We start from the raw sequence: 22093 nt of genomic DNA on the forward strand, positions 1-22093 counted from the left end.
ATTACCGTGGCTACTTTGGAAATCCGTGATCTGCATGTCAACGTCAAGCAGACCGATGCCGATGCCGAACCCATCAACATCCTCAAGGGTGTCGACCTGACAATCGAGTCGGGCTCCACCCACGCGATCATGGGCCCCAACGGCTCGGGCAAGTCGACGCTGTCGTACGCCATCGCCGGACACCCGAAATACGAAGTGACGCAGGGCACGATCACCCTCGACGGTGAAAACGTGCTGGAGATGTCGGTCGATGAGCGGGCGCGTGCCGGCCTGTTCCTGGCGATGCAGTACCCCGTCGAGGTGCCGGGCGTCTCGATGTCGAACTTCCTGCGCACCGCAGCCACTGCCGTCCGCGGCGAGGCACCGAAGCTCCGTCTCTGGGTCAAGGAGACCAAAGAGGCGATGAACGAACTGGAGATCAATCCGTCGTTCGGTGAGCGCAGTGTCAACGAGGGATTCTCCGGTGGCGAGAAGAAGCGTCACGAGATCCTGCAGCTGGGTCTGCTCAAGCCGAAGATCGCGATCCTCGACGAGACCGACTCGGGACTCGACGTCGACGCCCTGCGCGTTGTCTCCGAGGGCGTCAACAAATACAAGGAGCGCGAGAACGGTGGGGTTCTGCTGATCACCCACTACACGCGGATCCTGCGCTACATCAAGCCTGAATTCGTCCACGTGTTCGTCGGCGGCCGCATCGTCGAGTCGGGCGGACCGGAACTGGCCGACGAGCTCGAGGAGAACGGCTACATCCGGTTCACCGGGGCGGCTACCGCCTGACCGGCCGGATCTACCTTTCGCCCGTACTTCTTTCAGGAGGCCAGACATGACAAGCATCGATGAGACGATCGCTTCGGCCGCCCTGGACGTGACCGCTGTCCGCGCCGACTTCCCGATCCTGGGTCGCACGGTGCGGGACAACAAGCCGCTGGTGTACCTCGATTCCGGTGCCACCAGCCAACGTCCAGTGCAGGTACTCGATGCCGAACGTGAGTTCTTGGTCACCTGCAATGCGGCTGTTCACCGCGGTGCGCATCAGCTTGCCGAAGAGGCCACCGATGCCTACGAGGATGCGCGCGCGGTGGTTGCCGAGTTCGTCGGAGCCGACTTCGACGAGTTGTCGTTCACCAAGAACGCCACCGAGGCGCTGAACCTGGTGACCTACACACTCGGTGACGACCGCAGTGCCGGAGTGCTCGGTGGCACAGCGCTCGGCCCCGGCGACACCGTCGTGGTCACCGAGCTGGAGCATCACGCGAATCTGGTTCCGTGGCAGGAACTCTGCCGCCGGACCGGCGCAACGCTGAAGTGGTACGGCGTCACCGACGACGGTCGAATCGACCTGGACTCGCTCGAACTCGACGACACCGTCAAGGTGGTCGCGTTCACCCATCAGTCGAACGTGACCGGTGCGGTTGCCGATGTCCCCGAGATGGTGCGCCGCGCTCGCAGCGTCGGTGCGCTGGTGGTACTCGATGCTTGCCAGTCCGTCCCGCACATGACTGTGGACTTCCATGAACTGGATGTCGATTTCGCGGCGTTCTCCGGCCACAAGATGTTCGGCCCCTCGGGGGTTGGCGTGCTGTACGGAAAGCGTGAACTGCTTGCGCAGCTGCCGCCGTTCATCTCGGGCGGTTCGATGATCGAGACGGTCTCCATGGAGGTCTCCACCTACGCGCCTGCGCCGCAACGTTTCGAGGCCGGCTCGCCGATGACCTCTCAGGTTGTCGGGTTGGGTGCCGCGGTCCGCTACCTGCAAGACCTGGGTATGGACGCGATTGCCGCACACGAGCATGCGCTCGTCGAGGCCGCGCTGTCCGCGCTCGCTGACATCGAGGGTGTCCGGATCATCGGTCCGACCACCTCGGAGAGGCGCGGGGGAGCGGTGTCGTTTGTCGTCGACGGTATCCACGCCCATGACCTCGGTCAGATCCTGGACGACGAGGGTGTCGCCATCCGCGTGGGCCATCACTGTGCCTGGCCGCTGCACAAGCGTTTCGGTGTAGCTGCCACCGCACGCGCGTCGTTCGCGGCATACAACACGTTGGACGAGGTCGATGCGTTTGCGAAGGCAATCGTCAAGGCCCAGAAGTTCTTTGGGGTGATTGCCTGATGCGTATGGAACAGATGTACCAGGAATTGATCCTCGATCACTACAAGCATCCGCAAGGGCGCGGCCTGCGTGATCCCTTCGGTGCCGAGGTTCATCACGTCAATCCGACGTGCGGCGATGAGGTGACCTTGCGGGTTGCGCTGTCCGACGACGGTGAGACCGTCGCGGACGTCTCTTACGACGGACAGGGCTGCTCCATCTCGCAGGCCTCGACCTCGGTGATGTTCGAGCAGCTGGTGGGACACAGCGTGACCGAGGCATTGGCAACGGTTGATTCGTTCAACACCATGATGACATCACGTGGCGCCGTGGAAGGTGACGAAGACGTGATCGGGGACGGCATCGCCTTCGTCGGGGTCAGCAAATATCCGGCTCGCGTGAAATGTGCGTTGCTGGGCTGGATGGCATTCAAAGACGCGCTGGCACAAACCGTTGCCGGCACACAGAATTCGGCTAGGGAGTCGGTATGACATCAGAATCTGAAGGCTCGAGCGGGGTAGTGGAAGACGCAGCGCAGCGGAGCTCGACCGGGGTAGTGGAAGACGCAGCGCCCGCGACGCCCGCGGTGCCGGCCGAGGTGGCGACATCGTTGCCGTCCATCGACGACATCGAAGAGGCCATGCGCGACGTGGTCGACCCCGAACTCGGTATCAACGTCGTCGATCTGGGCCTGGTCTACGGCCTCGATGTCAACAACGACGCGGTTGCCAAGATCGACATGACCCTGACGTCGGCCGCCTGCCCTCTCACCGACGTGATCGAGGATCAGGCACGCAATGCGCTGGTCACCTCAGGTCTGTGCACCGACATGGAACTCAACTGGGTTTGGCTGCCGCCGTGGGGCCCGGACAAGATCACCGATGACGGCCGCGAGCAATTGCGGGCGCTCGGCTTCACGGTCTGAGTTTCACCGTCGCGTCACCGCACCGCGCATGACCTTGTAGGACACCGCGCGGTCGGTGTGTGCGACCACGCGCGTCATGGCCCGGGCCACACCCGCGAGGTCATCGCGCGAACTGAGATAAGCCCGTTGATCGGCGACCGCCAGATCGAAGAAGCCGTCGAAGAATCGGATGACGTCGATGGGATCGAGTCTCAGCAACGACGTCAGGCCGCGATCCCGCAGCCGGTAGACGGCCCGGCTTCGGCGGTTCCACAGTGCTCGTCGTGGATCCTGTTGATTCACAAGGGCACCCACGACCTTGTCCGCCTCGCGCAGACTCGTCGCGAGGCTGTACCCGGTGGCCGGATGCATCAGCCCGCCGCCGCTGCCGTAGCGCAGCGGGCGATCTTTCCACGGGACACCACTCTGGCGGCGCAGCGCGAACCAGACCTTTTCGTCGTCGGCGTCCTCGATGTCGGCCGGCGCGATGCCGTGGCGAGACAGCCTGTTGTGCAAACGATTCCGGAGATCGTCGATCGCTAGTGCCGGCGCTCCGGCCAGGCAGGTCTCTTCCAGCAGAACGCGACTCCCACCCAGCGCTATGCCGTAGAGGAACGACGGCGGCCGGTCCGGCTCGGCCCCACGCCAGTCCATCAGAACCGTCTCCCCGGCCTCCAGATAGCGGCCGGCCAGTTCCGCGTCGACGATCACGCCATAGGCGGATTGTGCAGGTGCTTTCGGGGCCCGCAGGCCCCTCGCGTCGACAATTGTGTGGGCTTTGACACGGTCGTTTCCCTCGATCACGACACAATCCTCGAAGAGCTGCGTCACCCGGGACTCGATTACGGCACCGGCTGTGACCGGCAGACGACGTTGCAGCTCTCCGGTGTCGAAGGTCACGTAGGCACGGTCGATCACTCGCCTGCGCGGGGTGTACACCACAGCCTGTGGTGATTGCGCCGCAAAGGATTTCGGGTCGACCCAGTCGGGCAGTTCGTCGGCCCACGAGCCGTATGTGGCAGGCCACCTGCGATGGGGTGCGGGGTCGATCAGAGCGACCCGCAATCCGGAGACTTCGGCTCGATGGGCCAAGGCCCGACCGGCCGGGCCGGCCCCGACCACGACGAGGTCGCGATGCCCAACGAAATTCCGCATACAGGCGACCGTATCTTCTTGCCGTAGACTGGCACTTCGTGATTACGGCAACTGACCTAGAGGTACGCGCGGGCGTACGCACCCTACTGAGCGCCCCTGGTCCGGCGCTACGGGTGCAACCCGGTGACCGCATCGGGTTGGTGGGCCGTAACGGTGCCGGCAAGACCACCACCCTCCGCATTTTGGCGGGTGAGGGCGAACCTTACGCCGGTTCGGTGATCAACAGTGGTGAGATCGGCTATCTGCCCCAGGATCCCCGTGAGGGCAATCTGGAGGTCATCGCGAAGGACCGTGTGCTCTCGGCCCGAGGGCTCGACGTCCTCTTGCGTGATCTGGAGAAGCAGCAGGCGTTGATGGCCGAAGCCGCCGACGACAAGCTCCTCGACAAAGCCGTCAGGCGCTACGGAGAGCTCGAGGATCGCTTCTCGGCACTCGGTGGTTATGTTGCCGAGTCGGAAGCCGCCCGGATCTGCAACAGCCTCGGATTGCCCGACCGCGTGTTGGCCCAGCCACTGCGGACCCTGTCCGGTGGTCAGCGCCGCCGGATCGAGCTCGCTCGCATCCTGTTCGCCGCGTCCGATGGCAGCGGTGGCAAGTCGGGCACCACGTTGCTGCTCGACGAGCCCACCAACCACCTCGACGCCGACTCGATCGGCTGGCTCCGCGGATTCCTGCAGAATCACGACGGCGGTCTGATCGTGATCAGTCACGATGTCGAGTTGCTCGCAGACGTGGTCAACCGGGTGTGGTTCCTGGACGCGGTCCGGGGTGAGCCCGACATCTACAACATGGGCTGGCAGAAGTACCTCGACGCCCGCGCCACCGATGAACAGCGCCGCAAGCGCGAGCGCGCGAACGCCGAGAAGAAGGCCGGCGCTCTGCGCGTCCAGGCCGCGAAGATGGGTGCCAAGGCCACCAAAGCCGTTGCCGCGCAGAACATGCTCAAGCGGGCCGACCGCATGCTCGACAACCTCGACGAGGAGCGAGTGGCCGACCGGACCGCCAAGATCCGTTTCCCGGATCCTGCTCCCTGTGGCAAGACCCCGCTGATGGCGTCGGGTCTGACCAAGATGTACGGATCGCTGGAGATCTTCGCCGGCGTCGACCTCGCGATCGACCGGGGCAGCCGCGTTGTGGTGCTCGGTCTCAACGGTGCCGGCAAGACAACGCTGCTCCGACTGCTGGCCGGAACAGAGAAGGCCGAACGCGGCACGCTGGAACCCGGTCACGGGTTGAAGATCGGCTACTTCGCGCAGGAACACGACACCCTCGACGACGACGCGAGTGTCTGGGACAACATCCGTCACGCCGCACCCGACGCGGGTGAGCAGGATCTGCGTGGTCTGCTCGGCGCCTTCATGTTCACCGGTCCGCAGCTCGATCAGCCGGCCGGCACGCTGTCCGGTGGTGAGAAGACACGTCTGGCGCTGGCCGGACTCGTGTCGTCGGCCGCCAACGTCCTGCTGCTCGACGAGCCCACCAACAACCTCGACCCGATCTCACGTGAACAGGTGCTCGACGCCCTGCGCAGCTACAAGGGTGCCGTGGTGCTCGTGACCCACGACCCGGGTGCCGCGGCGGCCCTCGATCCGCAGCGGGTGATCCTCCTGCCCGACGGCACCGAGGACCATTGGTCGGCCGACTACCAGGAGATCATCGAGCTCGCCTGACCCGATGATGTGCTGTTTTGGCGACCGCGACCTGCGGAAACGGTCGCCAAAACCCCACACTTTCGAGTCAGAGGGTGGCGACGAACCGATCCATCGTGCGCTCGGTGATCGCGGTTATGGTCAGGGACGGATTCACCAGACCCGCAGCGCCGGGTAAGAACGAACCGTCGACGACGTAAAGATTGTCGTAGCCGCGGACCTTGCCGTTCTCATCGGCGCCCTGACCCATCACCACGCCACCGAGGCCGTGATAGGTGCACGCGGCACCGAAGTCGGCGGCCTGTGGATAGATCGGGAGACCGTTGGCCGGATACCCGTATCGGACCTCGGTCTGCTCGTGGAAATGCCAGGCGAACTGCGATGCACGCTGGTCGACCAGCGTGTTCTCGCGGGGGTGGGGAAAGTTGAGGACGGTCTTCGAGGTCGACTGGTCGTAGTCGATGGTGCCGCGCTCGTCGGTGTGGGTTTGGATCAGGTTGGTGGTGCTGAATCCGCCGGCATACTCCGGGAACGGTGTCGCCTGATAGTTCATCGCGACCGGTCCGCCGGGCAGCCGGTCCTCGTACATCTTGACGTTGCCGGGCCCGCCTTGCAGCGCACCGTGGTCCTCGCGCAGCGGGGTCCGCAAGATCAGGAAGTCGCCGTTGGTACCCCAGCCTTGCCCGATGCTCGTCGACAGCGCGGGGAGTGTTCCCCGGGCGCGCGCCGACACCAGAAGTGATGTCGTGTAATAAGATCCGGCCGCCATGAAGAGATAGTCGGCCTCGAAAGTGGTGACCCGGACGGTGTTGTGACTGTCGTCGATCTCACGTGCGGTGACCACAAAACCCTTGGCACGTTCGCGCGGCCGGATGTCGAAGACCTCGTGCATCGGCTTGATGGTGACGTTGCCGGTGGCCTCGGCGGCGGGCAGGTAATTCCGGTCGACCGAGTTCTTGGCGCCGGAATTGATGCCGTAGGGCCCTTCGCCGACGCTGACCGAGGCCTTGCGCAGACCCCGCAGCTCATCCCGGACAACGTCCCAGTCGACGGCGAAATCGGTGGGAATCGGTTCGGTTCCGTAGTCGCGCAACGTGTTCAAGAATGCCCGTGCGCCGCGATACTGCGGATGGGCCAGGATGTCGGCGGGCAGTGGCGACGTGCCGAGCACCTTTTTGGCCCGTGGGTAGTAGGTGCCGACGAGTTCGTCATAGTTTGCGAACGCCGGAAAGATCATGTCGAAATCGACCCTGCGGGGCACCGAGGTGAACATGCCGAACGCGAGTGACCCCCCGCCGACCCCGGTACCGTAGATCGCATCGACGCCATTGCCGAAGATGCGGTCGATCAGACCGGGATACGGAGCGATGGGCGGCGACAACAGACCGTTGATGTAAGGCTTCGTGCTGAACCAGGCGGCCCGGCCATCGGGTTGGTTGACCGTCGCGAAGGTGTTGCCGTCCGGCCGGATGGGCCATCGTCGGCCCCGCTCCAGAACTGTGGTGGAGATCCCGGCCTGACCCAGCCGCAGTGCGGCCACAGCACCACCGAATCCGCTGCCGATGACAACCGCGGTGGGCGCCGAACCACCGGCGGTCGCACCACCCGCCGCTCGCGACGACACCGCGGCGGCGGCTGCTACAGCCGCACCCGCTGCCGCCACTTTGAGAACCGTACGTCTGGACGTGATCGTGGTGTCAGGGCTCATGGTCAACCTTTCCCGAAGGGCTGCGCAAACTTATAGCGGTGATCAGGCGCCCCACCTAATCTTTCTCAGCTTCTATACAGACTGGCTGGTCAGGGGCTCGTACCTCAGGTTCAGGCGTAGCGCTTCTGGAGTTCTCGTTTCACAAGTTTTCCGGTGGGTGTCCGGGGTAGCGAATCGACGAAATCCACCGACTTGGGCGCCTTGTAGTGGGCGAGCTGCGAGCGGACCAGCGTGATGAGTTCCTCGGCGAGGGCGTCGCTTCCGGTGACTCCCGGTTCGAGTTGAACGCAGGCCTTGGCCACTTCGCCGAGGTCGGGGTCGGGGATGCCGATGATGCCGACGTCGAAAACGTCGGGATGCCCGATGAGGACGTTCTCGGCTTCCTGCGGATAGATGTTCACGCCACCGGAGATGATCATGAACGACTTGCGGTCGGTGAGATACAGATAACCCTCGGCGTCGACGTACCCGACATCGCCACTCGTGGTCCAGGTGGGATGGTCGGGATGCTGTGCCTCCCGGGTCTTTTCGGGATCGTTGTGATACTGGAAGGGCAGTTCATCGCGCTCGAAGTAGACGGTGCCGATCTCGCCCGTGGGTAGCAGGGTTCCGTCGTCGCCGCAGATTCGGACCACACCGAGCAGCGGCTTGCCGACCGAACCGGGGTGGGCCAGTGAACCGGCGCTGTCGATGAAGGTGGCGCCGGCACCCTCGGTGGATGCGTAATACTCGTGAATCACCGGACCCCACCAGGCGATCATTGCCGCTTTGACCTCGGGTGGGCAGGGAGCCGCGGCGTGGATCGCGACCTTCAGGCTGCTGACGTCGTACTTCGCGCGCACCTCTTCCGGCAGCTTCAGCATCCGGATAAACATCGTCGGAACCCACTGGCTGTGGGTTACCCGGTACTGGTCGATCAACTGCAGTGCGCCCTCGGCATCGAAGTGGTCCATCAGCACGATCGTGCCGCCGACAGAGTTGACCATGCCGCAATAGCGTAGTGGCGCAGCGTGATACAGCGGAGCGGGACAGAGGTAGACGCAGTCCTCGTCGAAACCGTAAATGGCCGAGAACACCGCGGTGTAGGGGTCCGGGATCTCGTTGACCTGTCCCTCTTGGAGCGGGACCTTGATGCCCTTGGGCCGGCCCGTGGTCCCGGAGGAATACAGCATGTCTTGGCCGCGGGGCTGATCGGCGAGTGGGGCGTCGGAGGCCTGAGCCAGGATCCGTTCATACGACTCGAATCCGGGAAGTTCACCGCCCCAGGCGATTCGGTGGGTGATGGACCCGACTTCGGTCGATCGGCTCACCGCATCGGCGACGTCGGCCGATGCCAGTAGGGCCACCGCGCCACAGTCGCCGAGGATGTAGTTGGTCTCATCGGCGGTCAGGTGATTGTTGATAGCGGTGATGTACATGCCCGAACGCACTGCAGCCCAATAGGTTACGAGCATGCGGATGTCGTTGGTCGACACCACGGCGACGCTGTCACCGCGTCCGAGGCCGATATCCCTCAAATAGTGGGCCAGCTTCGTCGAGAGCTGATCGAGCTCGGCATAGGTGATCGATTCACCGGTCGCGGGGCGTACCACCGCAACCTTGTCTGGTGAGCTGTCGACGAAATTACCCGGGAACATGCGGGACCTCCGGCCCTGGCGATCGCAGCCGGACTGACCGCGAAATGTTAACCAGGACTATCACAGAATGGTCGCCGCGCGCGGGGATTTCGACGTCAGCCGAGGTGGGCGGGCATCGCTATTGGGACCGGCGTACCGATTCCTCGACGAGGTCGAGCACCTGGTGGAGATCGTCGGTGGCCGCGCCGGATGCCAGGCGGGTGGTGAGACCGTCGAGAATGAGGTCGAGATAGGCGACGAGCACACTCGTGGGCAGATCGTCACGAAGGCGGCCGGCCGTACGCTGGCGCTCCAGACGCGCCAGCGTGGCCGACTCCAGTTCCGCAGAACGTGCTTCCCACTCGGTGCGGAAACCTGGGTCGGTACGCAGCTTTCGGGCTATCTCGAGCCGCGTACCGAGCCAGTCGAACTCTTCGGGACGGTTGAGCATGTCCCGCATGACCTGAACCAGACCCTCGTTGGCCGCGACGTCGGCCATCCGCTCGGCATCTTCGTGGGCCAGCGCCAGGAACAGCGCCTCCTTGTCGCGGAAGTGGTGGAAAATCGCACCCCGCGACAAATCGGTTGCCTCCTCGAGCCGACGCACGGTGGCGCCGTCGTAGCCGAACTCGGCAAAACAACGGCGCGCACCGTCGAGGATCTGTCGTCGCCGGGCTTCCAGATGGTCTTGACTGACCTTGGGCAACCGACTGGTTTCCTGTGTCAGCTCTTGAGCATGTTGCGCAGGACGTACTGCAGGATGCCGCCGTTACGGTAGTAATCGGCTTCACCCGGCGTGTCGATGCGCACCTTGGCGTCGAACTCGATGGCCGAGCCGTCTTCCTTGGTGGCGGTGACCTTGATCGTCTTCGGCGTCTTGCCCTCGTTCAGCTCGGTGATACCCGCGAAGTCGAAGGTCTCGGTGCCGTCGAGACCCAGAGACTTGGCCGACTCGCCCTCGGGGAACTGCAGCGGGATGACGCCCATGCCGATCAGGTTCGAGCGGTGGATGCGCTCGAAGGACTCGGTGATGACCGCGCGGACGCCGAGCAGGCTGGTGCCCTTGGCGGCCCAGTCACGCGAGCTACCCGATCCGTATTCCTTGCCGCCCAGGACGACCAGCGGGATGCCGGCCTTCTGGTAGTTCTGCGACGCGTCGTAGATGAACGACTGCGGTGCACCCTCGAGCGTGAAGTCGCGGGTGTAGCCACCCGAGACGCCGTCGAGGAGCTGGTTCTGCAGACGGATGTTGGCGAAGGTGCCGCGGATCATCACTTCGTGGTTGCCACGACGCGAGCCCAGCGAGTTGTAGTCCTTGCGCTCCACACCGTTGGCGTCCAGGTACTGGGCGGCCGGGGTGCCGGGCTTGATCGGACCGGCCGGGCTGATGTGGTCGGTGGTCACCGAGTCACCCAGCAACGCGAGCACGCGAGCGCCCGTGATCTCGGTGACGGGCGACGGCTCGACCGCCATGCCGTCGAAGTACGGGGCCTTGCGGACGTAGGTCGAACTGTCATCCCACGCGAAGGTGGCACCTTCCGGGGTCGACAGGTTCTGCCAGCGGCTGTCACCGGCAAAGATCGTCTCGTACGACTTCCGGAACATGTCCTGGCTGATGGCCGACTTGATCGTCGCTTCGATCTCCTCGGTCGACGGCCAGATGTCCTTGAGGTAGACCGGGTTGCCGTCGGTGTCGTTGCCGAGGGAATCGGTTTCGAAGTCGAAGTCCATGGTTCCGGCGAGACCGTAGGCGATGACCAGGGGAGGCGACGCCAGGTAGTTCATCTTGACGTCGGGGGAGATGCGTCCCTCGAAGTTGCGGTTACCCGAGAGCACCGCGCTGACCGAGAGGTCGTTGTCGTTGATCGCCTTGGAGACGGACTCGGGCAGTGGGCCGGTGTTACCGATGCAGGTGGTGCAGCCGTAGCCGCCGAGGTAGTAGCCGAGCTTCTCGAGGTACGGCCACAGGCCGGCCTTCTCGTAGTAGTCGGTGACAACCTGCGAACCGGGAGCCATGTTGGTCTTGACCCACGGCTTGGTCGCGAGGCCCTTCTCGACGGCGTTACGCGCGAGAAGTGCGGCGCCGAGCATGACCGACGGGTTGGACGTGTTGGTGCACGAGGTGATGCCGGCAACGACGACTGCGCCATGGTCGAGAACGAACTCGCCGAGTTCGGGGTCGACGATCTTGATGGGCTTGGAGGGGCGTCCCTCGCTGCCGTTGGCGGCCGACTTGACATCGACGGCGCCGTCGTCGGCAAACGACAGCGTTGCCGGGTCGCTCGCCGGGAACGACTCTTCGACTGCTTCGTCGAGCTGGGTGTGCTCGGTCGCGTAGTTCTCTTCCACGTAGTTGTGGATGTCCTTGCGGAATGCGGTCTTGGACTCCGACAGCAGGATGCGGTCCTGTGGACGCTTGGGGCCGGCGATCGACGGGACGACGGTGCTCAGGTCCAGTTCGATGTACTCGGAGAAGACCGGTTCCTTCTCCGGGTCGTGCCACATGCCCTGTTCCTTGGCATATGCCTCGACCAGCGCGAGCTGCTCGTCGCTGCGGCCGGTGAGACGCAGGTACTCGATGGTCTCTTCGTCGATCGGGAAGATCGCTGCGGTGGAACCGAATTCGGGGCTCATGTTGCCCAGGGTGGCGCGGTTGGCGAGGGGGACCTCGGCGACGCCGGCACCGTAGAACTCGACGAACTTGCCGACAACGCCGTGCTTGCGCAGCATGTCGGTGGCCGTGAGCACCACGTCGGTGGCGGTGACGCCGGGCTGGATCTCACCGGACAGCTTGAAGCCGACGACACGCGGGATCAGCATCGAGACGGGCTGGCCGAGCATGGCGGCCTCTGCCTCGATACCGCCGACGCCCCAGCCCAGCACGCCCAGGCCGTTGACCATGGTGGTGTGCGAGTCGGTGCCGACACAGGTGTCGGGGTAGGCCTGGCCGTTGCGGGTCATCACGGTCGGGGCCAAGTATTCGATGTTGACCTGGTGGACGATGCCCATGCCCGGGGGGACGACCTTGAAGTCGTCGAACGCGCCCTGGCCCCAACGCAGGAACTGGTAACGCTCACCGTTGCGCTGGTACTCGAGGTCGACGTTGCGCTCGAGGGCGTCGGCGCGACCGAACACGTCCAGGATCACCGAGTGGTCGATGACCATGTCGGCGGGGGAGAGCGGGTTGACCTTGGTGGCGTCGCCGCCGAGTGCGGTGACTGCTTCACGCATGGTGGCGAGGTCGACGATGCAGGGGACACCGGTGAAGTCCTGCATGATCACGCGTGCCGGGGTGAACTGGATCTCGGTGTCCGGCTCGGCGGAGGGATCCCAGTTGGCGATCGCGTTGATGTGATCTTGGGTGATGTTGGCCCCGTCTTCGGTGCGGAGCAGGTTCTCTGCCAGCACCTTCAAGGAGTAGGGGAGTTTTTCTGTTCCCTTGACAGCGCTGAGTCGGAAGATCTCGTAGGAGTTCTCACCGACAGTCAACGTGCCGCGGGCGCCAAATGTATCGATACTCATCGCTTACGTCAGCTCCACTCTTCGTGTTGTCTCACCGGCTGGGCGATGCCGGATGTTTACTCTTGTCGGCATGATCACCGGCAGGAACGCATCGACGGGCTGCGCCGATCCGTGCTTCCTCCGATTCTAGCAGTACGCCCGTACTGGTAAATCCGGTGGGGTGACCGGCGTGTCTCGAGAAGATGCGACATGCCTGAAGATGCCGTACGGGATCAATTGTGTCGTACTGTGCTGCCGTAGGTTGGATACAGGCTGAACTTTCCGGCAACTCGGAGATTCAGGTGGCCCGAATGGAGACAGTAGGCAGATGGCACCGACGCCTTTCTTGACGATCATCCCGCCGGACGTCGACCTCGCCGAGCTCCAGGCCGGACTGGCCGACGACGGGGTTGTCGCCCCGCCGGAGATGACCCCGGCGATCGTGGCGGCGGTTTCGCAGGCTCGCGCCGACGGCTATGACGTGCACTTTGTCGTGACCGACACGATCTACCCGAAGATCACCTATTACCGCGACATCGCCACCGAGTTGCAATCCGAAACCGGTGGGACCGTCATTGTGCTGGGTGGCAATTATGTGGGCAGCTCCAGCGATGAGTTCAGCCGGGTCGAACTCGAGAACGCAACCGACAATCTTGCGATATCCAACCCGCCGCAGGCAGCGCAGCAGATGGTCGACCGGTTGACCGGTCAGAGCGACGTGCCCTGGACCCTGGTGACGATCGGACTCATCGCAGTGGTCGCGGTCGGTGCCGTCATCGCCCGCAAACTGCAGTTGCGCAAGGGAACCAGTGCGGCAGAGGTCGACGGTACCGCGGAATCGGTGGCATCACGCCCGGGTGGCTCGGATTCACCCGATCCACGCTGACTGACGCGCTGTGGCCTGATTCAGGCCACCAGTACCTATTCACTGAACCGAACCACATAAATGTCATTTGGGCATGCCCAATTTGTGACCTTGCTCATTCGTGGTGATCACAGCGTTTCCGCAGGTAATGACCTCGTTGTAATTTGTGACTGATGTTTCCTCAGTTGCTTTTGTGACGTACGGTTCGTATGTCATCGATGGTGTTAATGGGGAAGTTGATCACCATCGTGGCGATGGCCGAGTGTGCCACTGCACTGCAGCGGTATCCGGCGCACTGTCATATCTGCGAGGGAGTCATCTGTGAGTCGAGGAAAGGCGTTAGTGCCCCGGAAACGAGGCATTCGAGTGTCCTCGGCGACCGCATTACTGGCAGTTGTGGCGGTTGCCTGCGCACAGCTGGCTAACGGAACCGCGGCTGCGGCACCCCCGAGTAGTGCCGAACAGATCGCGACGCTGATCAACCAGATCGCCGAGACGAACCAGACGATGGTGAATCTCGACGGCGACGTCGCGGTCAAACGCGAAGCGGTGAACCGGGCACTGGTCGACCTGCAGAACGCCAGGGAGTCCGAGCGCCTCGCCGCTGTCGCCGTTCGCGGTGCCCAGCAGGCGCTGGACGTGGCGTCGGACGCAATCGTGTTTGCGCAGAACGACTTCGATGCATTCATTCGCGGTCTGTATGCCATGGGCAACACCCAGGGATCACTGCTCGGTTACCTGTCGGGTGATCCGGGCGCTCTGCTCGACCGGGCCTCTGTGGTCGACCAGATCAGTCGCGACCAGCAGGCGACCATCACCCGGTTGCAGCAAGCCCGCAACGAAGAGGCGAACCGGGCGGCCACGGCGAAGGCCACCGAGCAGCAGGCCAAGTTCGCGACGGTGTCCGCCGAGACCCGTCAGGCCGACGCCCAGAGTGCGATCGCGGCAGCAACCGAAGCCGTGAAGGCCGAAGCCGCGCGACGCGCCACGCTCGAAGCCGATCGCGCCGCAGCCCAATCCGAATTGGACAAACTGCGCGGAGCGCCGGCCCCGTCGGTCGGATCGTCGACCGGGACCCCCGGATCGTCGACCGGTACCCCGGATCAGCAGAACGTGAGTCCGGATCAGCAGACCGCCATCGAGCAGCAGGCACACGAAGCCGCATTGCGGGCCGCCGGCGAAGCGGCCGCGAAACTCGCAATGGACACCTCGCAGCAGTTGCTGGCGGCCATCGTCGGCTCGATGACCCCGCCCCACACCGACATCGAGAACCAGACCCCCGTCGATCCGACCCTGCCCATCGATCCGTCGGTTCCGGCGGAGACCACTCCCACCGAACCGACAACCCCGATCAGTCCGGTGACGTCCGGACCGGCCGCAGTGGAGATCGTGGTCAATCGTGCGCTCTCGCAGCTCGGCATCGACTACTCCTGGGGTGGCGGGGACGCCAACGGTCCGACGCTGGGTATTCGTGACGGTGGCGTGGCCGACTCCTACGGCGACTACAACAAAGTCGGGTACGACTGCTCGGGTCTGATGATCTACGCATTCGCCGGTATCGGTATCTCGCTGCCGCACTACACGGGCTACCAGTACACATCCGGACCCCAGTACCCGCTCTCGGAGATCCAGCGCGGCGACATGATCTTCTATGGCGCCAACGCCAGCCAGCACGTGGCGCTGTACCTCGGCGACGACCAGATGGTCGAGGCCCCGCAGTCGGGTGACATCGTCAAGATCTCGCCTCTGCGCACCAGTGGTGCGATGCCGTATGTCGTGCGTCTGACCTGACACCGGCGGGTTCGCCCGCCCGGCTCCAGTACCCTCGATTCAGTCAGCACAACGATCGAAGACACCCCGGAGGGTATCGGTGAGCTCAGCGCAGGACGAGAGCAAGGCTTCAGCAGAGGAATTCAAGCTCACCCAGGCCGATGTCGCCTTGCTCGAAAAGGCCATGTTCGAGGTCAAACGGGTGATCGTCGGCCAGGACCGCCTGGTCGAGCGCATCCTCGTCGGCCTGCTCGCACGTGGACACATCTTGCTGGAAGGTGTGCCCGGCGTGGCCAAGACGTTGGCTGTCGAGACTTACGCAACGGTGGTGGGCGGATCGTTTTCCCGGGTGCAGTTCACCCCGGACCTCGTGCCCACCGACCTCATCGGCACCCGGATCTACCGCCAGAGCCGTGAGGAGTTCGACACCGAACTCGGCCCGGTGGTGGCCAACTTCCTGCTCGCCGACGAGATCAACCGTGCACCCGCGAAGGTGCAGTCCGCGCTTCTCGAGGTGATGGCAGAACGGCACGTGTCGATCGGTGGGATCACCTACCCGATGCCGGATCCGTTCCTCGTGATGGCAACGCAGAACCCCATCGAGAACGAGGGCGTCTACCCGCTGCCCGAGGCCCAGCGTGATCGATTCCTGTTCAAGGTGCTCGTCGACTATCCCGCGGTCGCAGAAGAGCGCGAGATCGTCTACCGCATGGGCAACAAGCCGCCCAAGGCCAACCCGGTCCTCGATCCGGAGACGATGGTGCGGCTGCAGAACGTCGCAGCGAACGTCTTCGTCCACCATGCCCTGATCGACTATGTCGTCCGTGTCATCAATGCCACGCGGCGTCCGGCCGAGCTGGGTCTCAAAGACGTGGCCGGATGGTTGTCCTATGGCGCGTCGCCGCGCGCGACCCTGGGCATCATCGCTGCCGCCCGGGCACTGGCGCTGGTCCGTGGTCGCGACTACGTCGTCCCGCAGGATGTCGTCGAGGTCATCCCGGATGTGTTGCGCCATCGTCTGGTGCTCAGTTACGACGCACTGGCCGACGAGGTGGACGCCGATGCGGTGATCACCCGCGTCCTCCAGACGATCGGACTGCCACAGGTGAGCGCGCAACCGGTGAGCGCCGGAGCGTCCGCACCCCAGCCGACGAACACACAGCACCCGAACTCACAACACCCGAACGCCCAGCCGGCACACCAACAACCGGCGCATCAGCAGGCCGGCTACCCGCAGCCGGGTGGCTATCTGCAACAGCCGAACCCGTTGAGCAAGCCGGCCGCAGCGCAGGGTGGCCCGGCACAGGGCAATCAGTCGCACTATGGCGGATAACAGCGCACTTCCGTCGTTTGGCGCGGGCACGCTGGAAGATCCCAAATTGACGGCGGCACTGAAGACGCTCGAGATCGTTGTCCGGCGCAAACTCGACGGCGTACTGCAGGGTGATCACCTCGGACTGATCCCGGGTCCCGGTACCGAACCGGGAGAAGCCCGCCCGTATCAGCCCGGAGACGACGTCCGGCGGATGGACTGGTCGGTCACCGCCCGGACCACCCAGCCGCACGTCCGGCAGATGGTCGCAGACCGTGAACTCGAGACGTGGCTGGTGGTCGACATGTCGGCCAGTCTGGATTTCGGGACGGTCAACACCACCAAACGAGACCTCGCGGTCGCGGCCTGCGCGGCGATCGCTCATCTGACGCTGGGTGGCGGCAACCGGATGGGCGCCGTCGTCTGCACCGGCGACCAGGTTGTTCGTATCCCGGCCCGGAGCGGCCGCGCGCATGCACTCGACACCCTCAAGACCATCGCCACGACGACTCGTTCGAGTGACGGCGTCCGCGGCGACCTGCATGCCGGGATCGATGCACTGCGCCGGCCAGAACGCCGCCGGGGCCTCGCGGTGGTGGTCAGTGACTTCCTGGGCCCGATCGACTGGGATCGCCCGTTGCGCGCGATCTCGGGCCATCACGACGTCCTCGGTGTCGAAGTCCTTGACCCGCGCGATCTGGAGCTGCCCGATGTCGGCGAGATCATCTTGCGTGACGCCGAGTCCGGCCAGATCCGGGAACTGACCGTCACCGACAAGATCCGGGCTGATTTCGCGCGTGCCGCCGAGGAGCATCGGCAGGAGGTTCAGAGAACTTTGAGGCGTTGCGGCGCACCAACTCTCGCGCTACGAACCGACCGTGACTGGATCGCGGACGTGGTCCGGTTCATTGCTCAGCGGCGTCGCGGGATGAATGCGGGGTCGACCCGACGATGAACTGGTTCGATCTCGCCTCACCGTGGTGGCTGCTTGTCCTGTTCGCGCTCGCGGGGCTCATCGCCGGCTACGTCTACATGCAGCGCCGGCGTCACAACCGCGCGCTCAAGTTCGCCAATCTCGACCTGCTCAACCGGGTCGCACCCAAGACCCAGAACCGCGCCCAGCACATACCCATCGTGCTGATGGTCCTGGCTCTGGCGGTGCTGGTCGTGGCCATGGCCGGGCCCCAGGCCGACCGGAAGGTGCCGCGCAACAAGGCCACCGTGATCCTGGTCATCGACGTCTCGCGGTCGATGGACGCCACCGATGTCTCCCCGTCCCGGCTCAAGGCCGCGCAGGATGCCGGTAAGCGGTTCGCCGACGAACTCACCGAGGGCATCAATCTCGGACTCGTCTCCTATGCGGGTACGGCCACCACATTGGTCTCACCGACTCCGAACCGGCAAGCCACCAAAGACGCCATCGACAAGCTGACGCTGGACGACAAGACCGCCACCGGTGAGGGCATCCTCGCCGCCATCACACAGATCAAGACCCTCAACGCCGTCCTCGGCGGTGACCAGGGTGCGCCGCCGGCGCAGATCGTGTTGTTGTCGGATGGCAAGGAAACCGTCCCCGACGACCCGGACGATCCGCGGGGCGCGTTCACCGCGGCCCGCAAGGCCAAGGAAGAGCGGATCCCGGTCAACACCATCTCGTTCGGCACCGAGACGGGCAGCGTCGATCTCGAAGGCGACCGGATCCCGGTGCCGGTGGACGACGAATCCCTGCGGAAGATCGCGCAACTGTCCGGTGGCAGGTTCTTCACCGCGTCGAGCCTCGACGAGCTCAACGAGGTGTACAAGAATCTGCAGAATCAGATCGGGTACGAGACCCAGCGCGGCGACGCATCCCGGCCGTGGCTGATCGTCGGCACACTGCTGGTGTTGGCGGCTGCGGCGAGCGCGGTAGCAATCAACCGCCGGCTCCCGTGAAGGGGCCTGGAACACGTCGGCAGTCGGCAAAGCGATAGGTTGACCGTCATGGCTGACAGCAATTCGAAGGTATCCCGGTCCGTTCTCGTCACCGGTGGCAACCGCGGAATCGGTTTGGCGATCGCGCGGCGGCTCTCCGCAGACGGCCACAAGGTGGCGGTCACGCATCGTGGCTCAGGAGTCCCCGAGGGACTGTTCGGAGTCGAGTGCGACGTCACCGACACCGACTCGATCACGGCGGCGTTCAAGGCGATCGAGGAGCATCAGGGCCCGGTCGAGGTGCTGGTGTCCAACGCCGGTATCACCGACGACACTCTGCTCATGCGGATGACCGAGGAACAGTTCGAAAGGGTCATCGACGCAAACCTGACCGGCTCGTTCCGGGTTGCCAAGGCGGCCTGCCGTTCGATGCTGCGCAAGCGGTTCGGCCGCTTCATCTTCCTCGGTTCGGCCGTGGCGATGATGGGCACACCGGGGCAGATCAACTACGCCTCGTCGAAGGCCGGCGTGATCGGTATGGCCCGGTCGCTGACCCGCGAACTCGGGTCCCGCTCGATCACCGCCAACGTGGTCGCCCCCGGACTCATCGAGACCGACATGACCGACGAACTGCCCGCCGACTACAAGGAGCAGGCCGTCAAGCTGATCCCGGCGGCCCGGATCGGACAGCCCGAAGAGGTTGCCGCTGTGGTCAGCTGGCTCGCCTCCGACGACTCGTCCTACGTGTCCGGTGCGGTCATCCCGGTCGACGGCGGACTCGGGATGGGTCACTGAGCCGGCCGGTCGCGACTTTCCAGCATTCACTCCACACCGACGCACGAAACACTTCGAGGAGCAAAGACATTGAGCGGGATACTCGACGGTAAGACAGTTCTGATCACCGGCATCATCACTGATTCCTCGATCGCGTTCCACGCCGCCGCCATGGCGCAGGAGCAGGGCGCACGAGTGATCATCACCGGATTCGATCGCTTGCGGCTGATCGACCGGATCGCACAGCGGCTGCCCAAGGAGGTTCCGCCGGCCCTCGAGCTCGACATCACCAACGAGGATCACCTCGGCACGCTCGCCGACCGCCTCAAGGAGATCGCGCCCGAGGGCATCGACGGTGTCCTGCACTCCATCGCGTTCGCCCCGCGCACCCTGATGGGGCCCGAGGCCAAGCCGTTCCTCGAAGGACCCGGCCCGGACGCCGCGCAGTCGTTCCAGGTGTCGGCATGGAGCTACGCGGCTCTGGCCCGCGCCGTTCTGCCCGCGATGAACGAGGGCGGATCGATTGTCGGCATGGACTTCGATCCCCGTACATCGATGCCGTACTACAACTGGATGGGCGTGGCCAAGGCCGCACTCGAGTCCGTGAACCGTTACGTGGCACGCGAAGTCGGTGAGGCCAAGCGGATCCGGTCGAACCTCGTCGCCGCCGGTCCGATCAAAACCCTTGCGGCCAAGGCCATCGCCGGCACCGCAACCGGTGACGCGCAGAAGCTGAACCAGCTCAATGAGTACTGGGATGGCGCCTCACCGATCGGCTGGAACGTAGATGATCCGTCGGTTGTCGCCAAGTCGGTCTGTGCTCTGCTGTCCGACTGGCTGCCGGGTACCACCGGATCGATCGTCTACGTCGACGGTGGGGCGAGCCACAACACGTGGCTGCCCGAGGGCTTCGCGACGGAGTGAGTGGGACAACCGGATTCGACGCCGTCCTGTTCCTGTCCTTCGGTGGACCTGATGAACCGGACGACGTTCGGCCGTTCCTGGAGAACGTCACCCGAGGTCGTGGTGTGCCGCCGGAACGCCTTGAGGAGGTTGCCCGGCACTACCTCCACTTCGGTGGGGTGTCGCCGATCAACGCCCTGAACAAGGCGATGATCGCATCGATCGAAACCGAGCTCGACCGGATCGGCCTGAACCTGCCCGTCTACTTCGGGAACCGCAACTGGCATCCGATGGTCGAGGACACGCTCCGGCGGCTCCACGCCGATGGTCACCGGCGGGTACTGGTCTTCCCGACGTCGGCGTGGGGCGGCTACTCGGGGTGCCGGCAGTACGACGAGGACATCGCCCGGGCTCTGGCAGCGCTCGGCACCGATGACATGTATCTGCGCAAAGTGCCGCAGTACTGGGACCATCCCGCCATGACCGCGTCGTGGGCTGATGCCATCGTGGCGGCGAAAGCCGAACTGCCAGAAGAACTTCGCGACGACGCCCGGCTGGTGTTCACCGCCCATTCAATTCCGCTGTCGGCCGACCGTGCTGCGGGTCCGCCGGCCGAGGGTGGGCACCTTTACAGCCGTCAAGTCGCCGCGGCCTCCGCAGCCGCGGCCGAGGCGGCGGGTTTTGCGGAGTTCGATCAGGTCTGGCAATCACGGTCGGGTCCGCCGCGGATCCCGTGGCTCGAACCGGATATCTGCGATCACCTCGAGACCGTCGCCGAGCGCGGCGTCCGCGCAGTCATCGTGTGTCCGGTCGGGTTTGTCTCCGACCATCTCGAGGTCGTGTGGGATCTCGACAACGAGGGCCTGGAGAAGGCACAGGAACTTGGCCTGGGCTACGCGCGGGCGGCGACAGTGGGGACAGACCAGCGCTTCATCACGATGATCGCGGAGCTGATCGCCGAACAATGCAGCGGTGACGTCGCGTTCAGACTCGGAATGACGGCCAACGGCGCGCCGTGCGCGCTCGGGTGTTGCGAACCGGTGAAGCGGCCCACGTCGAGTGGGGGTTCCTAGCGGCTCTGCTCAGACCCGGTTACCCGACACCAGTTCTTCGATGACGGCATTGGTGGCACTCATCCGCGCGATCCGGACGGTACGTTCGAGCTCCCGCAGTGCCGAATCGCCCCGTTGCTGCTGACCGGCATTGATGCCGAAGTCGGGCGCCGCGGCGCGGGCCACCGCGAGGATGGCAGCGACCTGGGCGGCCTGTTCGAGAATGCGTTCGGCGCGTGGATTCACACCCGGGGGTAGCTGCTGGGCGGCCAGTCGAGTCATCTGCGCCACCAGCTCCCGCGGATCGGGGCGACCATCCGCGGACGAGTTCCGCGGCATCCGCAGGCCGGCGACGATCTCGGTGGCCGACCGGATCCCTTCCCGCAGTTCGTATTCGACCTCGCCTAGCGAATGTGTGACCGGAACGGCGAGGCTGGCGACCAGGGTATGTGCACCCCAACCGATCGTGTAGCGGTCGAGCCGGCGGGGGATGAGCGCATACCGTCCGGGAACAACCAGCAACTCACCGGCTTCCAGCGCGGCCGTGGTCACCGGACCCCGCACGGGCAGGCCCAGCATGTCGCCGGGAGCGACGAGTAGCACGGCCAATCCGTGGGTGGAACCCTCTCGGATCAACCGCAGCAGGGCATCACTCTCTTCGCCCTCGGGATTCAATGAGAGTTGTTGGGCGGCAGCAGCATCGGCGGCGAGGACCCGATGCCGGGAACTCCACCAGCCGAGCACGTCGAGTAGATCGTCAGGGGAGCAGCGACCCGATTGCCACGCCGCACCCCACGCACCGAGGGCACTGCCTATGCCCGCTGTGTCGCTGGGGTACTCGAACTCCGTGTCGGTCATCACTGCCTTCTGTTTCTCGTACGTAT

Annotated in this window: 19 protein-coding genes; 13 read left to right on the plus strand and 6 right to left on the minus strand. The window is 64.6% G+C overall.

All coding sequences use genetic code 11. The features are described 5' to 3' along the window. Nucleotides 1–6: 6 nt before the first annotated feature. The 4 genes from sufC to H290_RS0121625 are packed head-to-tail and all read left to right on the plus strand — an operon-like array spanning nt 7 to nt 3014. Nucleotides 7–777: a Fe-S cluster assembly ATPase SufC gene (gene sufC / locus H290_RS0121610; protein WP_028463509.1), complete on the plus strand. Its 771-nt coding sequence runs from the start codon at nt 7–9 to the stop codon at nt 775–777. Between the two features lie 46 nt (nt 778–823). Then, the gene (locus tag H290_RS0121615) at nt 824–2110 is read left to right on the plus strand and encodes a cysteine desulfurase (RefSeq protein ID WP_020108926.1); all 1287 of its coding nucleotides are present in this window, start codon (nt 824–826) and stop codon (nt 2108–2110) included. Further along, nucleotides 2110–2580 carry a Fe-S cluster assembly sulfur transfer protein SufU gene (gene sufU, locus H290_RS0121620; RefSeq protein ID WP_020108927.1) on the plus strand — a complete coding sequence of 157 codons (471 nt, stop codon included), beginning with the start codon at nt 2110–2112 and terminating at the stop codon, nt 2578–2580. Before H290_RS0121615 ends, sufU begins: the two co-directional genes overlap by 1 nt. Beyond that, nucleotides 2577–3014, plus strand: coding sequence for a metal-sulfur cluster assembly factor (locus H290_RS0121625; protein WP_081631673.1), 438 nt, complete (start codon nt 2577–2579; stop codon nt 3012–3014). The genes sufU and H290_RS0121625 overlap by 4 nt, the downstream gene beginning before the upstream one ends. A gap of 3 nt (nt 3015–3017) precedes the next feature. On the opposite strand, the gene H290_RS0121630 is transcribed toward H290_RS0121625, so the two are convergent. Further along, nucleotides 3018–4148, minus strand: a complete 1131-nt coding sequence (locus tag H290_RS0121630; protein ID WP_020108929.1) for a lycopene cyclase family protein — start codon at nt 4146–4148, stop codon at nt 3018–3020. Nucleotides 4149–4186: 38 nt separating this feature from the next. On the opposite strand from H290_RS0121630, the gene H290_RS0121635 reads away from it, so the two are divergent. Further along, the gene (locus H290_RS0121635) at nt 4187–5818 is read left to right on the plus strand and encodes an ABC-F family ATP-binding cassette domain-containing protein (protein WP_028463511.1); all 1632 of its coding nucleotides are present in this window, start codon (nt 4187–4189) and stop codon (nt 5816–5818) included. 67 nt (nt 5819–5885) lie between these two features. Here the strand turns inward: H290_RS0121635 and H290_RS0121640 are convergent, their stop codons facing one another. The 4 genes from H290_RS0121640 to acnA form a co-directional block, all read right to left on the minus strand. Further along, the gene (locus H290_RS0121640; protein ID WP_020108931.1) at nt 5886–7505 is read right to left on the minus strand and encodes a GMC oxidoreductase; all 1620 of its coding nucleotides are present in this window, start codon (nt 7503–7505) and stop codon (nt 5886–5888) included. Nucleotides 7506–7615: 110 nt separating this feature from the next. After that, a complete protein-coding gene (locus H290_RS0121645; RefSeq protein WP_020108932.1) occupies nt 7616–9142 on the minus strand; it encodes an AMP-binding protein in 1527 nt (508 codons plus the stop codon). A gap of 118 nt (nt 9143–9260) precedes the next feature. After that, nucleotides 9261–9827 (minus strand): TetR/AcrR family transcriptional regulator, encoded by a 567-nt coding sequence (locus H290_RS0121650; RefSeq protein WP_020108933.1) that lies wholly within the window; start codon nt 9825–9827, stop codon nt 9261–9263. 17 nt (nt 9828–9844) lie between these two features. Further along, nucleotides 9845–12643: an aconitate hydratase AcnA gene (acnA, locus tag H290_RS0121655; protein ID WP_020108934.1), complete on the minus strand. Its 2799-nt coding sequence runs from the start codon at nt 12641–12643 to the stop codon at nt 9845–9847. 307 nt (nt 12644–12950) lie between these two features. On the opposite strand from acnA, the gene H290_RS0121660 reads away from it, so the two are divergent. From H290_RS0121660 to H290_RS0121695, 8 genes are all read left to right on the plus strand, one after another. Next, the gene (locus H290_RS0121660; protein ID WP_020108935.1) at nt 12951–13508 is read left to right on the plus strand and encodes a DUF6676 family protein; all 558 of its coding nucleotides are present in this window, start codon (nt 12951–12953) and stop codon (nt 13506–13508) included. 345 nt (nt 13509–13853) lie between these two features. Continuing rightward, a complete protein-coding gene (locus H290_RS0121665; RefSeq protein WP_231373799.1) occupies nt 13854–15278 on the plus strand; it encodes an NlpC/P60 family protein in 1425 nt (474 codons plus the stop codon). 79 nt (nt 15279–15357) lie between these two features. Further along, a complete protein-coding gene (locus H290_RS0121670) occupies nt 15358–16590 on the plus strand; it encodes a MoxR family ATPase (protein WP_020108937.1) in 1233 nt (410 codons plus the stop codon). After that, a complete protein-coding gene (locus H290_RS0121675) occupies nt 16580–17524 on the plus strand; it encodes a DUF58 domain-containing protein (protein WP_020108938.1) in 945 nt (314 codons plus the stop codon). The genes H290_RS0121670 and H290_RS0121675 overlap by 11 nt, the downstream gene beginning before the upstream one ends. After that, nucleotides 17521–18501 carry a VWA domain-containing protein gene (locus H290_RS0121680; protein ID WP_020108939.1) on the plus strand — a complete coding sequence of 327 codons (981 nt, stop codon included), beginning with the start codon at nt 17521–17523 and terminating at the stop codon, nt 18499–18501. Before H290_RS0121675 ends, H290_RS0121680 begins: the two co-directional genes overlap by 4 nt. A 48-nt stretch (nt 18502–18549) precedes the next feature. Further along, nucleotides 18550–19275, plus strand: coding sequence for a 3-oxoacyl-ACP reductase FabG1 (gene fabG1 / locus H290_RS0121685; RefSeq protein WP_020108940.1), 726 nt, complete (start codon nt 18550–18552; stop codon nt 19273–19275). A 69-nt stretch (nt 19276–19344) separates the two neighbouring features. Then, complete coding sequence (gene inhA / locus H290_RS0121690; protein ID WP_020108941.1) at nt 19345–20178, plus strand: NADH-dependent enoyl-ACP reductase InhA; 834 nt, start codon at nt 19345–19347, stop codon at nt 20176–20178. Beyond that, on the plus strand, nt 20148–21230 hold the full coding sequence (locus H290_RS0121695) for a ferrochelatase (RefSeq protein ID WP_020108942.1): 1083 nt from the start codon (nt 20148–20150) through the stop codon (nt 21228–21230). Before inhA ends, H290_RS0121695 begins: the two co-directional genes overlap by 31 nt. 9 nt (nt 21231–21239) lie before the next feature. Here the strand turns inward: H290_RS0121695 and H290_RS30370 are convergent, their stop codons facing one another. Further along, nucleotides 21240–22067 carry a hypothetical protein gene (locus H290_RS30370; protein ID WP_020108943.1) on the minus strand — a complete coding sequence of 276 codons (828 nt, stop codon included), beginning with the start codon at nt 22065–22067 and terminating at the stop codon, nt 21240–21242. Between the last annotated feature and the right edge of the window lie 26 nt (nt 22068–22093).

Source organism: Nocardia sp. 348MFTsu5.1 (assembly GCF_000383535.1).
GTDB lineage: Bacteria > Actinomycetota > Actinomycetes > Mycobacteriales > Mycobacteriaceae > Williamsia > Williamsia faeni.

Excerpts from the sequence above, each read along its gene's own strand:
- H290_RS0121630 (WP_020108929.1), bottom strand. The coding sequence starts at position 4,148 with ATGCGGAATTTCGTTGGGCATCGCGACCTCGTCGTGGTCGGGGCCGGC.
- H290_RS30370 (WP_020108943.1), bottom strand. The coding sequence starts at position 22,067 with ATGACCGACACGGAGTTCGAGTACCCCAGCGACACAGCGGGCATAGGC.
- sufU (WP_020108927.1), top strand. The coding sequence starts at position 2,110 with ATGCGTATGGAACAGATGTACCAGGAATTGATCCTCGATCACTACAAG.
- H290_RS0121660 (WP_020108935.1), top strand. The coding sequence starts at position 12,951 with ATGGCACCGACGCCTTTCTTGACGATCATCCCGCCGGACGTCGACCTC.
- H290_RS0121675 (WP_020108938.1), top strand. The coding sequence starts at position 16,580 with ATGGCGGATAACAGCGCACTTCCGTCGTTTGGCGCGGGCACGCTGGAA.
- H290_RS0121680 (WP_020108939.1), top strand. The coding sequence starts at position 17,521 with ATGAACTGGTTCGATCTCGCCTCACCGTGGTGGCTGCTTGTCCTGTTC.
- fabG1 (WP_020108940.1), top strand. The coding sequence starts at position 18,550 with ATGGCTGACAGCAATTCGAAGGTATCCCGGTCCGTTCTCGTCACCGGT.
- H290_RS0121625 (WP_081631673.1), top strand. The coding sequence starts at position 2,577 with ATGACATCAGAATCTGAAGGCTCGAGCGGGGTAGTGGAAGACGCAGCG.
- H290_RS0121645 (WP_020108932.1), bottom strand. The coding sequence starts at position 9,142 with ATGTTCCCGGGTAATTTCGTCGACAGCTCACCAGACAAGGTTGCGGTG.
- acnA (WP_020108934.1), bottom strand. The coding sequence starts at position 12,643 with ATGAGTATCGATACATTTGGCGCCCGCGGCACGTTGACTGTCGGTGAG.
- H290_RS0121615 (WP_020108926.1), top strand. The coding sequence starts at position 824 with ATGACAAGCATCGATGAGACGATCGCTTCGGCCGCCCTGGACGTGACC.
- H290_RS0121640 (WP_020108931.1), bottom strand. The coding sequence starts at position 7,505 with ATGAGCCCTGACACCACGATCACGTCCAGACGTACGGTTCTCAAAGTG.